The sequence below is a fragment of the Curtobacterium sp. Csp2 genome, from assembly GCF_013347165.1.
The window spans coordinates 3,703,169-3,715,835 of record NZ_CP054593.1 but is presented as its reverse complement, the minus strand read 5'-3'; the positions used below and the strand labels follow the sequence as shown (position 1 = coordinate 3,715,835).

13 protein-coding genes are annotated in these 12,667 nt (G+C 74.6%); 6 read left to right on the top strand and 7 right to left on the bottom strand.

Going from position 1 to position 12,667, the window contains the following annotated elements; all coding sequences use genetic code 11:
- Positions 1-28: 28 nt before the first annotated feature.
- Positions 29-1,369, top strand: a complete 1,341-nt coding sequence (locus HUN59_RS18060) for an ABC transporter substrate-binding protein (protein ID WP_174779163.1) — start codon at positions 29-31, stop codon at positions 1,367-1,369.
- 91 nt (positions 1,370-1,460) lie between these two features.
- Here the strand turns inward: HUN59_RS18060 and HUN59_RS18055 are convergent, their stop codons facing one another.
- Positions 1,461-2,084 carry a TetR/AcrR family transcriptional regulator gene (locus HUN59_RS18055; RefSeq protein ID WP_174779162.1) on the bottom strand — a complete coding sequence of 208 codons (624 nt, stop codon included), beginning with the start codon at positions 2,082-2,084 and terminating at the stop codon, positions 1,461-1,463.
- An 80-nt stretch (positions 2,085-2,164) separates the two neighbouring features.
- On the opposite strand from HUN59_RS18055, the gene HUN59_RS18050 reads away from it, so the two are divergent.
- From HUN59_RS18050 to HUN59_RS18040, 3 genes are all read left to right on the top strand, one after another.
- On the top strand, positions 2,165-2,788 hold the full coding sequence (locus HUN59_RS18050; RefSeq protein WP_254629938.1) for a GNAT family N-acetyltransferase: 624 nt from the start codon (positions 2,165-2,167) through the stop codon (positions 2,786-2,788).
- A gap of 47 nt (positions 2,789-2,835) precedes the next feature.
- A complete protein-coding gene (locus HUN59_RS18045) occupies positions 2,836-3,729 on the top strand; it encodes an NAD-dependent epimerase/dehydratase family protein (RefSeq protein WP_174779161.1) in 894 nt (297 codons plus the stop codon).
- A 101-nt stretch (positions 3,730-3,830) separates the two neighbouring features.
- Positions 3,831-4,460: an RNA polymerase sigma factor gene (locus tag HUN59_RS18040; protein WP_174779160.1), complete on the top strand. Its 630-nt coding sequence runs from the start codon at positions 3,831-3,833 to the stop codon at positions 4,458-4,460.
- Positions 4,461-4,544: 84 nt separating this feature from the next.
- On the opposite strand, the gene HUN59_RS18035 is transcribed toward HUN59_RS18040, so the two are convergent.
- From HUN59_RS18035 to aztB, 4 genes are read right to left on the bottom strand one after another with little or no spacing between them, the layout of a single operon-like run.
- Complete coding sequence (locus HUN59_RS18035) at positions 4,545-5,723, bottom strand: hypothetical protein (RefSeq protein WP_174779159.1); 1,179 nt, start codon at positions 5,721-5,723, stop codon at positions 4,545-4,547.
- A gap of 26 nt (positions 5,724-5,749) precedes the next feature.
- Positions 5,750-6,688 (bottom strand): metal ABC transporter substrate-binding protein, encoded by a 939-nt coding sequence (locus HUN59_RS18030; protein ID WP_254629937.1) that lies wholly within the window; start codon positions 6,686-6,688, stop codon positions 5,750-5,752.
- Positions 6,685-7,887, bottom strand: a complete 1,203-nt coding sequence (locus tag HUN59_RS19870; protein WP_254629936.1) for an ABC transporter — start codon at positions 7,885-7,887, stop codon at positions 6,685-6,687. Before HUN59_RS19870 ends, HUN59_RS18030 begins: the two co-directional genes overlap by 4 nt.
- Positions 7,884-8,789 carry a zinc ABC transporter permease AztB gene (gene aztB, locus HUN59_RS18025; protein WP_174779158.1) on the bottom strand — a complete coding sequence of 302 codons (906 nt, stop codon included), beginning with the start codon at positions 8,787-8,789 and terminating at the stop codon, positions 7,884-7,886. Before aztB ends, HUN59_RS19870 begins: the two co-directional genes overlap by 4 nt.
- Before the next feature lie 49 nt (positions 8,790-8,838).
- Here aztB and HUN59_RS18020 point away from each other — a divergent pair, with 49 nt between their 5' ends.
- The gene (locus tag HUN59_RS18020; RefSeq protein ID WP_254629935.1) at positions 8,839-9,462 is read left to right on the top strand and encodes an ATP-binding cassette domain-containing protein; all 624 of its coding nucleotides are present in this window, start codon (positions 8,839-8,841) and stop codon (positions 9,460-9,462) included.
- Positions 9,463-9,473: 11 nt separating this feature from the next.
- Here HUN59_RS18020 and HUN59_RS18015 read toward each other — a convergent pair whose 3' ends face one another.
- Together HUN59_RS18015 and HUN59_RS18010 are read right to left on the bottom strand one after the other, a co-directional pair.
- Positions 9,474-10,217 (bottom strand): copper homeostasis protein CutC, encoded by a 744-nt coding sequence (locus HUN59_RS18015; RefSeq protein ID WP_174779157.1) that lies wholly within the window; start codon positions 10,215-10,217, stop codon positions 9,474-9,476.
- A complete protein-coding gene (locus tag HUN59_RS18010) occupies positions 10,214-11,764 on the bottom strand; it encodes a M81 family metallopeptidase (RefSeq protein WP_174779156.1) in 1,551 nt (516 codons plus the stop codon). The genes HUN59_RS18015 and HUN59_RS18010 overlap by 4 nt, the downstream gene beginning before the upstream one ends.
- Before the next feature lie 135 nt (positions 11,765-11,899).
- On the opposite strand from HUN59_RS18010, the gene HUN59_RS18005 reads away from it, so the two are divergent.
- Complete coding sequence (locus HUN59_RS18005; RefSeq protein WP_174779145.1) at positions 11,900-12,631, top strand: S1 family peptidase; 732 nt, start codon at positions 11,900-11,902, stop codon at positions 12,629-12,631.
- Positions 12,632-12,667: the final 36 nt, after the last annotated feature.

The following is a 12,667-nucleotide window of genomic DNA, read 5'->3' as shown; positions in this document are numbered from 1 at the left end:
TCCTCACCCACATCCGAACGGAAACAGCATGAAGACAACGAAGTTCCTCAGCGTCGCCGCCGTGGCGGTCGCCGCGACCGTGGCCCTCGCCGGCTGCAGCACCGGCGGCTCCGGCTCCGGCAGCGGTGGCTCCGACTCCGCCGCCGCGAGCTGCAAGCCGTCGAGCGGCAAGGTCACCCTCGACTTCACGACCTGGGTGCCCAACATGGACAAGGTCGTGGACATCTGGAACAAGGAGAACCCGGACATCCAGGTCAAGGTCTCCATCGTCGCGAACGGCAACAGCGGCACGTACCAGAACTTCTTCAACCAGCTGAAGGCCAAGCAGGCGCCGGACATCGGCCAGGTCGAGTACGACACCCTGCCGGCCTTCCGCGTCCAGGGCGGCCTCGAGGACATCGGCGCCTGCTCCGGCATCAGCGCCGCGAAGAAGGACTTCTCCGACGGCCTCTGGAACCAGGTGACGTTCGGCGAGTCGAAGTCGGTCTACGCGGTGCCGCAGGACTCCGGCCCGATGGCGCTGTACTACCGCAAGGACCTGTTCGAGCAGGCCGGCATCCCGGTCCCGAAGACGTGGGACGAGTACGCGAAGGCCGCCGAGGAGATCAAGGCCAAGGGCGGCAACATCACGAACTTCGCCAAGGGTGACGTCAACCAGTTCGCCGGGCTCGTCTCGCAGGCCGGCGGCCAGTGGTTCTCGAACTCTGGCGACAAGTGGGACGTGAACCTGACCGACAGCGCGTCGAAGAAGGTCGCGGACTACTGGCAGGGCCTGATCGACAAGAAGCTCGTCAACACCGTCCCGAGCTTCACCGACCAGTGGAACGCCGCGTACGACAGCGGGCAGGACTGGACCTGGGTCTCCGCCGTCTGGGGTGCGAACACCATCTCGAGCGGTGCGCCCTCGACCTCCGGCAAGTGGGCCGTCGCGCCGATGCCGCAGTGGAAGTCCGGTGAGAGCAAGTCCGCCGCGTGGGGCGGTTCGTCGAACGTCGTCTTCGCGGGCAGCAAGCACCCGGCCGAGGCGTCGAAGTTCCTCGTGTGGCTGAACACCTCGACCGAGGCCCTCAGCGCACTGAACAAGGAGGCCAACCTGTACCCGGCGTCCTCGACCGGTGCCGACCTGCCGGCGCTCACCCAGGGCCTGCCCTTCTACGGCGACCAGAAGATCTACGAGGAGTTCTCCTCGGCCGCGAAGGACATCCAGCCCTTCACCTGGGGCCCGACGATGACGCAGACCTACGCCGACGTCTCGGACGGCTTCGGTGCCGCGGCCTCCGGCTCGGGAACGCTCGAGGACGCGCTGAAGAGTGGACAGTCCAAGACGATCGCGGCCCTGAAGGCGCAGTCGATCCCGGTCGCGGGCTGACGCCCACGACCACCTGACGGACGGGAGGCACGGTGTCGGCTGGCACCGTGCCTCCAGTCCGTCCCGCGGTTGCGCTGGCGCGTGCGGCCGGTCAGCGCGTCAGCGCGTGCGCGAGGCCGCGCACCAGGAGCGCCCGCGCGCGGTCCGTGGCCGACCCGTCCGGATCGCTCCACGCGGCCCGGCCGAGCCCGTCGACCAACGCGAGCACGGCATCGGCTGCAACCGCCGCCGGCTCCGCGAGCGCGACCCCGTGTCGAGCCGTCCACCGCTCGATCGCGGCGACCAGGCCGTCGTGCCAGAGCGCACGCTCTCCCCGGACGAGCGCATCGTCCCCGCCCAGTGCCGGCCCACCCAGCGCCGTCCCGCTCAACGACTCGAGCAGCAGGAACCGCTCCGGCTCGGCCCGCACGAGCGCCAGGTACGCCGAGACGCCGGCGTCGAGCGCTCCCGTCAGGTCGTCGTGCTCCTCGGCTGCCGCCAGCACGCGGGGGAGCACGTCCCGCGCCTGCCGCTCGAGCAGCGCGAGCACCAGGTGCTGCCGCGCCCCGAAGGCGTAGTGCACCACCCCGTGTGCGACACCGGCGCGCTCCGCGACCGCCCGGGTGGTGAGCGCCTCGACCCCGCCGTCCCGCACCACGAGGGCGGCCGCGTCGAGCAGCTCGTCGCGGCGTTCGGCACGGCTGCGGTAGGCGCGCGGAGCGGGTTCCGGGGTCATCACAGGCAGCGTACGGCCTGCGTGCAGGTGTCCTCGGGAGACTACATTCGGCCAAGTGGCCGAATCTGGAGGGAGCCCCCGTGTCGATCACCGTCCGACCCGCCGCTGAGCACGAGGTGCCGACGGCCGCCGCCGTCCTCGCCGAGGCCTTCGCCGACGACCCGGTCCTCCGGGCGTTCCGCCCGGCACGCGCCGACGAGGACCGCGAGGCCGTCCTCACCGACCTGTTCACCGCGCTGGTCCGGTCCGTCCCGGCGGCGTCCCGCGCGCTCGACGTGGCGGTCGAGGACGGCCGGGTCGTCGGTGCCGCCTTCTGGCAGGCGCCGCGGCCGCACGCCGGGGGAGCGCTCGCGTTCCTCCGGCAGGTCCCGGCCTTCCTGCGGACGCTCGGGGTCGGCGGTGCCCTCCGCGCCGTCCGACACCTCGGCCGCATGGACCGTGCCCGTCCGGAGGCGCCGCACTGGTACCTCGCCGAGATCGGTGTCGCGGCGGTCGCCCGGGGCAGGGGCGTCGGCGGGCTGCTGCTCGAGCACGCCCTCGACCGCGTGGACGGCCGGGGCGAGGACGCCTACCTGGAGTCGTCCACGCCGCAGAACCGCCGGCTCTACCGTCGGCACGGGTTCGGGGAAGGGGCGCCGATCACCGGCCTCGGCGCGGCGAGACCCGTGTCGATGTGGCGACCGGCGGCGACCGCGACGCGCTAGTGTCCGCAGCGGGGGCGCGAGGTGTGCACCCGGGGGGAGCAGGACCGGTGCGGATCGCGATCACGGGTGGGACGGGGTTCGTCGGACGACACCTCGCCGAGCGGTACCCGGCCGAGGACGTCGTCGTGGTGTCCCGGCGCACCGGAGTGCCGATCGACGACGTCGACGCCCTGACCGCGGCGTTCGCCGGGGTCGAGGCCGTGGCGCACTGCGCGGGCATCAACCGCGAGCTCGGCGACCAGACCTTCCAGCGCGTGCACGTCGAGGGCACCGCAGCCGTGCTCGAGGCCGCGCGGCGGGCCGGGGTGCAGCGCGTCGTCCTGCTGAGCTTCCTGCGCGCCCGCCCGGGCACCGGCTCGCCGTATCACGAGACGAAGTGGACGGCGGAGGAGCTCGTCCGCTCCTCGGGCCTCGACCACACCGTGCTGAAGGCCGGGATGATCTACGGGCACGGGGACCACCTCGTCGACCACCTCAGCCACACCGTGCAGACCGTGCCGCTCTTCGCGTCGGTCGGGTTCCGCGAGCGGACGATCAGCCCGATCCCGGTCGCTGAGCTCGTGGACGTCGTCGTGGCCGCGCTCGACGGTCGGCTGTCCCGGCGGACCGTCGCGGTCCGGGGAGGTGAGGCCCTGCTGCTCAGCGAGGCCGTGCGCCGGGTCGCCCGCGTGGTGGGTCGGCGCGTCCTGGTGTTCCCCGCGCCGGTCTGGGCGCACCGGGCGCTCGGCCAGCTGACCGAGTGGACGATGCGGGTGCCGCTCGTGGCGAAGGCGCAGGTCCGGATGCTCGCAGAGGGCGTGACCGAGGCCGCGCCGCCGACGGAGGACCTGCCCACCGACCTGGCCCCGTCGGCGCGGTTCGACGACGAGCACATCCGGGCGGCCCTCCCGCCGCGCGGTGGCTTCACGTGGCGGGACCTGCGGCTGCCCGGGCGGCACTGAGGCCGTCTGCCCCGTGATCTGGGGTACCGGCCGCAGCACCCCGGGCGGTCGTCCCCTCCGAACCATCGGCAACCACCCCCGCCGATCAGAGGGCACCCACCATGCTCGCCACGCTCCCGGACCCCACCCGGACCACCACCCCGCCCGACCACCCGCTCCCACCCGAGCCGTCATCGCCGCCGCCGTCACCTTCGGCCGTTCCGCCCGGAGCGCTCGTCGCTCGCGCCGCCACCGGGGACGACCGGGCGTTCGCCGTGCTCGTCCGCCGGCACGAGACCATGCTCCGGGCCGTCGTCGGCCGGATCCTCGACGGCACGGCCGAGGTCGACGACGTGGTGCAGGAGACCTTCCTCACCGCGTGGCTGCGGATGGCGGACCTCGTCGAGGGCGACGCGATCGCGGGGTGGCTCGCCACGACCGCCCGACGACGCAGCTACGACCGGCTCCGTGCTCCCGATCGTCGCCGTCGCGCCGAGCTGCAGGCGGACGCGGTCGCACGGACCGACGACTGCCCGGACGCCGTCGCCGAGCGCGCGGCGATGGTGTCGGCGGCCGAACGGCTCCTCGGCGCCCTGCCGCACGCGCAGCGACGCTGCTGGGAGCTGCGACACCTCGGGTGTCTGTCCTACCGGGAGATCGCCGACGCGGTCGGCCTGCCCGAGTCCACCGTCCGCGGGCAGATCGCCCGGGCGCGCGCCGCGATCCGCAGCGCGCGGCCGGACTGGCGCTGACCGCCCGTCCCGTGGACCGACGGACGGGAGGCACGGTGCCGGCCGGCCCCGTGCCTCCCGTCCGCCGGGTGGCGACCACCCGCGCTACGCGACCGCGATCTCGTTCGGGACGCCGGGCAGGACGTCGCTCGACGTGCGGACCGCTCCGGTCGTCAGGTCCACGGCGTGCACCTTCCGCTCCGCCGGGTCGGTGACGTACGCGACGTCGCCGACCACCTTGAGCGCGGGGTGCGCGTCCTGCCACTCGGCCGGACCCTGCCACGCGTCGATCACCGGGTACGAGGCCAGGAGCTCGCCGGTCTGCTCGTCCATCGTGTGCAGCGCGCCGTCCGACCCGAGCACGACGGCCTCGTCGCCGGGACCACGGGCGAGGTCCCGGAACGTGAAGCCGACGCCCTCGGGCAGGTCGGCGACGCGGTACTCGTCGGTCGCGGTGTCGATGAGGGCGACCTGGTCGAGCAGGTACCCCTCGCTGTCCGGGTCGTCGTTGTAGTCACCGACCGCGATGGGGCTCGACTCCGTCGTGAAGAGGTTCCCGGTGCGGCCGTACGTCGTCGGGGCGTCGATCTTCGTGAAGGTGCCGTCGCGGAACACGAGCGCTCCGTCGGTGCACCCGAAGACGGCGACCTCGTCCTCGACGGCCCCCTCGCCGTGCACGTTCGGGCAGGACTCGGAGCGCGCGGTCTCGGTGCCGTCCTCGTCGAGCGCCCGCACGCCGGAGCGTGACGCCTCCGTTCCCACGGTGGTCAGGAGCGTGCCGTCCTCGAGCTGGATCGCGACGCCGTGGTGCGCGGCCTCGGACGTGGTGGTGCGGGTCTCGGGGAGCCGGTCGCCGTCGAGGTCGTCGTGCTCGAAGACCGTGACGTCGCCCGTCCCGTCCGCGAAGAGTGCGGTCGTGTCGCCGTGCACGACCGCGTGGCCACCGGTGTCGGCGGGGAACACCGCGTCGGTCAGGGCCGGGTCCGCAGCCGTGTCGAGCACGCGGAAGCCGGACGGGACGGTGGCGAGCACGTGCCGGCCGTCCCCGGCCGGGTTGACGCGGGTGAAGCCGTCGATCGCGTCATCGGCGACGACCCGCAGGTCCTGGTCGAGGGTCAGGAGCCCGCCGTCGTAGGTCACGACGATGCGCGCCCCGTCGGGAGCGGTGGCGTCGGCGCGCGCGTCGGCGCGGTCGGCGCCGGTCGGAGCGGCGGTGCAGCCGGTGAGCAGGAGGGCGGTCGCGCCGAGCAGGGTCGCCGGCGCGAGGGCGGTTCGAGGGGTCATGCTCTTCACTGTACTGATTCTCATTCTCAATTACGAACGGACAACCCGGCGGTGATCGATGCCGTGTTCGCGCGCATCATGCCGAGGTACGTCGAGGCCGCGCCGTCCGGCGTCAGCGACTCCGTCGCGAGCGAGCGGATCTCGACGTGCACGTCGACCTCGTCCGCCAGGACCTCGGCGAGCCGGGCGGGCTGCGACAGGTCGGCGAAGATCGTCGGGACGCCCGCGTCCTCGATCGCCTCGGCGAGGTCGCGCAGGTCCGCCGCGCTCGGGGACGCGAGCGTGGTGCCGCTCGGGACCACCGCGCCGACCACCCGGAACCGGTACCGGTCGGCCAGGTACCCGAAGACGTGGTGGTTCGTGACCAGGGCGCGCCGGTCGTCCGGGATGCGGGCGAAGGCGGCGGCCATCTCGGCGTCGAGCGCGGCGAGCTCGTCCAGGTAGGCGTCGGTGCCGGTCGGGTCCACGCCGACGTCGCGGAGCGCCACGTCCAGGTCCTGTACGACGTCGATCATCCGGAGGGGATCGGTCCACAGGTGCGGGTCCGGTCCGCTGTCGCCGTCCGCGGTCCACTCGAGGGCGTCGACCGCGTCGCCGGCGGTGAACACCGGGACGCCGTCGGCCGCTGCGGCCTCGACGTGCCGCGCGATGCCCTCCTCGAGTCCGAGGCCGTTCTCGACGACGAGGTCCGCGGAGCGGAGTCGGGCGGCGTCCTGCGCGGAGACCTCGAACGAGTGCGGATCCGCTCCGGGCGGCATGAGCACGAGGATGTCGGCGGCGTCGCCGACCACCTCGTGCACGACGTCCCCGAGGATGTTCGTCGTCACCGCGACCGTCGGTCGGTCGGGCGGTCCGGTCGTGCACGCCGCGGTACCGCCCAGAACGAGGGCGGCGAGCAGGAGCGCGGTGACCGAGCGTCCACTCCGGCGTCCGGCCCCGCGGCGTTCGGCGTCGCGCTGGGTCACAGCCCGACCTCCGCGAGGGCGGCGGGGGCGGCGGGCAGCTCGATCGTCCGGGCCACGCGGGCACCGTCGGCGAAGTCCACCTCGTGCACGCGCGGCCCGGCGTCGTCCGCGACGTAGGCGCGCTGGGCGTCCAGCTGCAGGAACGGCTCGGCGTCCGGGTCGAGGAGCGGACCGGTCGTCGCGACCGCACCCGTCGCGACCGTCAGGACGACGACCCGCCCGAGGTCGTCGACCCCGACGACGTGCTCTTCCTGGTCGTCGACCGCGACGACCGTCCGGAGCGGACGCTCGGTCTCGACGAGTCGCCAGCTGCCCTCGCGGGTGTCGAGCAACCACGCACCGCGGCCCCCGGCGGTCCCGGCGACGGTCGGGCGTCCGCCCCGCGCCGCGAAGGACGTCGGCCGCTCGGCGCCGTCGGGGAGCGGGACCACGGTGGCCGTCCCGTCCTCGGCGACGAGCACCGCGCCGTCCGCGCATCCGACGGCGGCCGCCGCGCGGGTGACGGTGCCGCCCGCGGGTGCGGCGCACGGCGTCGCGGCTCCGACGGGCTCGCCGTCCGCGTCGAGGAGCCGGACCCCGGCGTCGGTGGCGGCGACCAGGCCGTCACCGAACGGGAGCAGGACGGCGGCGTCCAGCCGTGCGGTCACGTCGACGTCGCCCTGGCCGAGTGCGGCGCGGTCGAGCACGACGGCCTGCCGGCGCTCCGGCCAGCTGATCGTGGTGACGGTCTCCGACGAGTGGACCGCGACCGGTCCGCCGCCGTCGAGGACGCCCACGACCCGCGGATCGGCCGTGTAGTAGTGCGTGTGGTCGCCGTGGTCGACCGTCCACGCGCCGCCGTCGGTGATCGTGGTCCGGTCGGCGTCGCTCGTCACGAGGAACCGTCCGTCGGTCGCCGAGTGCGCCGGGGCGTCGACCGCGTCGAGGGACGTGGCGGCACCACCGAGCAGGTCGTGGAGCGTCGTCGTGCCGGACGCGGACACGGCGAGCAGTCGCAGCTGTGGCTCCTGCGCCTCGCTCGCCCCCTCGACCCAGCCGTGCGGCCGCGCCGTGGACGAGCGGTCCGGCGACGGTTCGTCGGACCGGCCGGCGGACCCGCCGGGCGTGCAGGCGGTCGCCGACAGGGCGAGGCCGGTGGTCAGGGTGGTCGCGACGGCTGCGGCCAGGAGGCGCGGGGTGCGTCGGGCGGTCGGGTTCATGCTCCCTCTCGTGGTGCTGGGGTCGGTGTGGTCCGCTGGACGGGACCGGGTTCGGGTCGGGTGACGGGTGTGGCCCGGCGTCGACGGCCGTGGGCCGCGAGGGCGGCGAGGGTGCGGGACAGTGCGACCCCGGTGACGGCGGCGAACGCGATGGTGGCGCCGGCCGCGGTGCCGACGTGCCACGACACGAGCAGGCCGACCGTGACCGCCGCGGACCCCAGGACGGCGGCGAGCACCATCGTCGAGGCAACGTGCCGCGTCCACGCCCGGGCCGCGGCCGCCGGCGCGAGCAGCAGGCCGACGACGAGGAGCGTGCCGACCGCGCGGTAGGACGCGACGACCGCGAGCGTGACGAGGGCGACGAGCACGACCTCGGCCAGGCGCGGCCGCAGTCCGAGCGTCGTGGCCGTGCGCTGGTCGAAGGCGGCGGCGGTGAAGGCGCGGTGGAACACGGTCGTGAGCAGGAGCGCGACGGCGACGGCGACCGCGAGTCCGACGAGGTCCGTGGGGGTGACCGCCAGGACGTCACCGAACAGGATCGCGGTGACGTCGGTCGCGAAGGACCGCGACGACGAGACGATGATCACCCCGAGGGCGAGCATCCCGACGAAGAGCAGTCCGATCGAGGTGTCGTACGACAGCCGCGCGCGACGTCGGAGCGCCCCGACCCCGAGGACCATCACGCCCGCGCTCGCCGCGGCACCCAGGACGGCCGGGACACCCGTGAGGGCCGCGACCGCGACGCCCGGCAGCATCCCGTGGGCGAGCGCCTCGCCGAGGAACGCCATCCCGCGGACCAGCACCCACGTGCCGACGACCGCGCACAGCACCGCGGCCAGGGCGCCGCCGACGAGGGCGCGCACCATGAAGTCGACGGAGAACGGGTCGGTCAGCCAGGTCACGGCGGAGACGCTACATGAAAATGACTATCGATACTGATAGCGTGCTCAGGTGCCCACGACCACCACCGACCCCGCCGTGCGGGTCGCCGCGATGACCGTCCGCCGTGGCGACCGCACGGTGCTCCACCGCGTCGACGCGACGTTCCCCGCCGGTGCCGTGACGGCGCTCACCGGACCGAACGGCTCGGGCAAGTCGACGCTGCTCGACGCGCTCGCCAGTGTCGTCGCGCCCGCGGCCGGCGCCGTGACGCGACCGGGGGACGGGGCCGCCTACGTCGTGCAGGCGGTGCCGCCGAGCGCCCTCCCGCTGACCGTCCGGGCGACCGTCACGATGGGGCGCTGGCGGGGGAAGCCCTGGTGGCGACCGCTCGGCCGGCACGACCGGGACGTCGTGGACGCCCAGCTGGACCGGATGCGGATCGCCGACCTGGCCGACCGGTCCCTCGACGAGCTGAGCGGGGGCCAGCGGCAGCGGACGCTCGTGGCGCTCGGGCTCGCCCAGTGCGCGCCGGTGCTGCTCGTGGACGAGCCGACGGCCGGCGTGGACACGGCCTCCGCGGCGCTCGTCGTGGCAGCGCTCGCCGAGGAAGCCTCCCGCGGCGCGGTCGTCGTGCACGCCGCGCACGACCCGGTCGCCGTCGCGGCGGCGGACCGTGTCGTCACGCTCGGCTGAGCGCGCCCGGCTCAGCCGCCGAGCGCCGCCCGCGCCGCCGCCACGACCGCGCCGTCGGTCACGAAGTGCCCGTCGCCCCGGTCGCCGGCGCCCATCGGGACCCCGGCGTGCCCGCCACCAGCGGACCGCTTCGCCGACAGGTGCACGGCCGCGACCCCGGTGGCGACGAGCGCCGGGACGTCCGCGGGCGTCACCCCCGCTCCGGCCATCACCTGCACCGGCCCCGCCGCCGCCACCATGCGGGCGATCGTCCCCGCGCCCGCCGCGGCACTCGGCGCCCCGCCGGAGGTGAGCACCCGCGTGAACCCGAGGTCGGCCAGGCGGGCGGCGGCCGCCACGGGGTCCACCGCGTGGTCGACGGCGCGGTGCAGCGTGACCTCGGCGGTGGCGCTGACCGACCGGGCGGCGTCGACGAACCGACGGAGGGCGTCCTCGTCGAGCGTCCGGTCCGGGCGCAGGGCGCCGACGACGACGCCCGCCGCTCCGGAGCGCAGGACCGTGCGGACCTCGCGCTCGGTGAGCTCGAGCTCGGTGGCGTCGAGCACGAACCCGCCGGGACGGCACCGGACCAGGGCGTGCGCGGGGATGCCGGTCCCGTGGGTCATCTCGACCAGGGCCTGCGACGGTGTGAGCCCACCGAGCTCGAGTCCGGAGCAGAGCTCGACCCGGTCGGCACCTGCGTCCCGCGCGACGACCGCCCCGGCGGGCGACGTGACCGCCACCTCGAGCGCGACCCCGGCACCTCCCGCGCTCACGCCAGGCTCCCGAGCGGCTCGTCGGACGGCGGCACGATCCGGGCGTGCAGGTCCGGTGGGGACGGGAAGTCTCGGTCGAAGGGGAACAGCGGCCGCTCGACGCGGTGGTGGCCCAGCCGGACGAGGTCCTGGTCGACCCCACCCGGGGTCAGTGCGAGCATCCACCCGGCGGCCATGTCGAACAGCTCGGGCTCCAGGTAGCCGATCTTCACGACGACGACGTCCGCGTCACGGGGCGACAGGTCGAGGTCCGTGAAGTCGTGCTCGTGGTGGTACGGCTTCCGCAGTCGGGTCAGGATCGCGTACACGCTGCCGACCTGCAGCACGACCTCGGTGTCCGCGTCCCGGTCGCCGTGCCGGATCGCGTGCACCCGACCGGTCATCGTCACCGGTCCGGCGTGCTCGTCGTCCACCGCGGCCCCGGCCGTCACCGTGACGGTCGCACCGACACCGGCGGCCACCGCGGTGTCGACGGCGGCCGGTCCCGGGACGCTCGCGTAGACGAGCACGGGACCGTCCGGGTCCCGGAACGCGGGGTGCGCGAGGACCTCGGTCAGCCCCCAGGTCATGTCGCCCGAGCCGCCGGCGGTCGGGTTGTCGCCCGAGTCCGAGACGAAGTACGGCCGCGGCGCTCCCGGGGCGAGGGCCGCGTCGAGGCAGGCCGCGAAGGTGCCCGTCGGCGCGACGAACCCGAAGTCCTCGCGCGCGTCCCAGAACGCCCGCGCCAGCCGCTCCGCCCCGGCGGCGACCGCCTCCTGGTCCCACCCCGTCACGACCGTCACCGCGCGGTCCCGCGGCTGGTCGGCCCACGCGTACCCGACCCACACCGCGGCGTCGAGGACCCCCTCGGACGCCTCGACCTCGGGGACCTGCGCGTACAGCGCGGCGGCCGGGTCGACCCGGGTCGAGGTCTGCTCGCCGGCGAGGAGCACGGGGATCGGCACCCACGCCTTCACCGGTCGGCGCTGCCCGGGCGCGCGGGTCGTGAGCACGTCGACCAGGTTGCGCACAGCCCGCTCCTGCGTCTCGAGGACGTCCTCGTGCGGGGCGGTCCGGTAGCAGGTGACGAGGTCGAGCTGGTGTGCGAGCTCCGCGGTGACGTTGCCGTGCAGGTCCATCGACGCCGACACGATCGTGTCCGGCCCGACGACCGCGCGGATGCGCCCGAGCAGGTCCGTCTCGGCGTCGTCCAGACCCTCGACGACCATCGCGCCGTGGACGTCGAACCAGAGCCCGTCGACCGGGCCGCCCGCGACCACCGACGTCAGCCGGTCGACGATCTCGCCCGCGAGCGCCTCGTACGCCGAGCGCAGGACCACCCCGCCGGGCAGCGCGTGCCCGGTCAGGGTCCCGCGCAGGTCGACCACGTCCGCGTACGCCGCGAGGAACGGGGACCGGGCGACGACGTCCTGCCCGCGGACCGGGTGGAACGCCGCGGCGTCCGTCCGGGTCGGCGTGAAGGTCGAGGTCTCGATCGCGAGTCCGGCGATCGCGACCACCGGACGGCGTGGCGCGGCGACGGCGGCGGGGACGGCGGAGTCGGACACGGTCACAGCATAGGCAGCGCCGTCGGCCGGCACGTGTCGGTCGAAGTGCGGACTACCGCACCCCCTGGACGGGGGTCAGGATGGGCCTCCTAGTTGCACCCTGCAACGCAGCAGGGTCCTGACCGAGGAGTCCACATGAAGCACACCCTCGCAGCGGCGCTCGCCGCCGTGGCCGTCGTCGCCGGCGGCGTGTTCGCCGCCACCCCCGCCACGGCGCTGCCCGCCGGGACCGAGGTCGTCGGCGGCGAGAAGGCGCCCACCACGACCTGGGCCGTCCAGCTCGAGGCCTCCGGCGGGACCATCCCGTCCGGCTACGTCAGCAACTGCACCGGCGAGCAGATCAACGCCTCGTGGATCCTCACCGCGCGGCACTGCATCGACGGCATCGGGGCGATGAACGTCTACCACTCGAACTCCACGACGAACCGCGGCTCCGCCGTCGCCGTCGACCGGGTCACCGCGGCCCCGGCCGGGGACATCGCCCTCGTGCACCTGCGCAGCACCTACTCCCTGTCGACCTACGCGCCCCTCGACCTGACGGCCGCCGCCAAGTCGAGCGGCACCGGCGTCATCGAGGGCTACGGCCTGCGGGCGAACGCGCAGCAGTCCGACGGGCTCTACCAGGCGACGGTCTCGCTGACCGGCGCCTCGCGTGACGCCTACAACGGCAAGGCGCAGCACGTCACGGGTGTGACCGGCGCCTCGAACCACGGCGACTCCGGCGGCCCGCTCCTGGTGAACGGCAAGGTGGTGGCCGTCTGCTCGACCGGTGACAGCGCCGACCCCGGCGCGGACACGACGGCCGGCTCGAACTACGCGCTCCTGTCGCAGTCGTCCTCGTGGATCCGTTCCACGGCCGGCGTCTGACCAGCGCCACCACCTGACGGACGGGAGGCGCGGTGC